This is a genomic window from Acinetobacter baretiae (assembly GCF_015627105.1).
In the GTDB taxonomy this organism is placed as follows: Bacteria; Pseudomonadota; Gammaproteobacteria; order Pseudomonadales; family Moraxellaceae; genus Acinetobacter; species Acinetobacter baretiae.
In genome coordinates this window covers 1-1,610 of record NZ_VTDM01000060.1, presented here as the reverse complement: position 1 = coordinate 1,610, position 1,610 = coordinate 1, and the positions used below count along the sequence as shown (strand labels likewise).

Annotated in this window: 2 protein-coding genes; both read left to right on the top strand. The window is 35.2% G+C overall.

What is annotated here, in order from left to right; all coding sequences use genetic code 11:
* The coding region (locus I2F17_RS12445; RefSeq protein WP_211140157.1) for a replication initiation protein at positions 1-868 on the top strand (868 nt) is incomplete at its 5' end.
* 620 nt (positions 869-1,488) lie between these two features.
* The coding region (locus tag I2F17_RS12440; protein ID WP_211140158.1) for a RepB family plasmid replication initiator protein at positions 1,489-1,610 on the top strand (122 nt) is incomplete at its 3' end.

Genomic DNA, 1,610 nt, shown 5'->3' with positions numbered 1-1,610 from the left:
AGATAGCACAGGCTATTGTGTTACTAGAGAATCCTTTATTGAACTTGGTGTTAATCCGAAAACAGCAAGTAGGGAAATTAAAGAGGCTTGCGATCGTCTTTTTAGCAGGGTTATTACCATAACCACTGAAGCAGGGACTTTTAAAACAAGATGGGTTCAGGACATTATGCGGTATAACAGCGATTGGGCTTTAGCAAATCCAGAACTTATAGAAGAATTAACTGGAAGTGACCCTTATGCAGAAGATTATGTTTTAGCAGCCGTAAGATTTAGTAAATCAGTTTTGCCATTTCTTAGTAATTTATCAGCCAATTTCACGCAATATTTTCTTCAAGATATTGCAGGTTTAAGCAGTAGTTACAGCATCAGATTCTATGAATTAATGATGCAATTCAAAGGCACAGGATACCGAAAAATACGATTAGATGAATTGCGAGCTATGCTTGACTTGAAAGACAAGTATCCCCTTACAGCAGATTTAAAAAGGCGTGTCATTGATACTGCTATTGCTGAATTAAACGAAAAATCCCCTATTATGATTAGTTATAATTTATTAAAAACAGGGCGAAAATTCTCTCACATCGAATTAAAGTTTAAATCAAAAGACAAAAATAGCGTTGAAAGGCTCAAAACACCGCCTAATAGCATTGAAATGATTAAACCCCTTACAGAACCACAAATTGCTAAATACAGTGCCATTTTGAGCAAATTAGGTAGTATTTCTGATTTATCAAACTTCCCTGATTACCCAACCTTTGCAAATTGGCTTGCAAATATATTGAGAGATCCAAAAAATAGTACTCAAGAAACAGTTAAAAGAGTTTTTAAAGCTTTAAGAACAGAAACAGATTACGCTCAAAAAGCTTAAACAGAGCGTAGCGATCGAACAGTATTTGCTTTTGCCTTTTCCCTGATTACTGCTTTTGATTTTAATTTGTTCTCAATGAAAGAAGTTAGCGAGTGCCTACGAGCGATGTAATGCTTTTGCTCTTAAAAAAGATTCTGAGCGTAGCGAAGGCATTTTTGCTTTGGCTTTTGGGGTATTGGGGTTTACCCCGATCAAGTTTCAAAACCCCTTTAGAGGGGTCTTTGAGTATGCTTGCCCTCACCACTTTTTTTAAAGTGTAGTGAGTTACACTTTTTCTTTTGATTTTAATTTTTTTTAACTCTCAGTTGGCATTGGCTAAAAATTGCCCCTGACGTAACAAAGTGAAGTCAAAAAAGTTTGAGTGGAGCGAAAACCGAGGGCAATTTTCGTGAAAATTACTGATTTTTTCTTTTTTATTATTTTAAATATTTTAAAAGCTTTTTAGACACCCTTCAAAACCACGCTATATATAGCTTTCCGAGGACTAACTATGACGGATTGACGCATAACTATGACGGATTGACGCATAACTATGACGGATTGACGCATAACTATGACGGATTGACGCATAACTATGACACTGTTAATATGATGTCATAGTTATGCTGAGTATTAAGAAGATGAGTAAATTTCTAGTTGTTAAAGCAAATAGTATTATTGAAGCTAGTTACGAACTCTCTGTGAATGAACAACGATTAATTTTGGCAGCAATATCTTGCATACCCAAAGGTAAACAAATAAC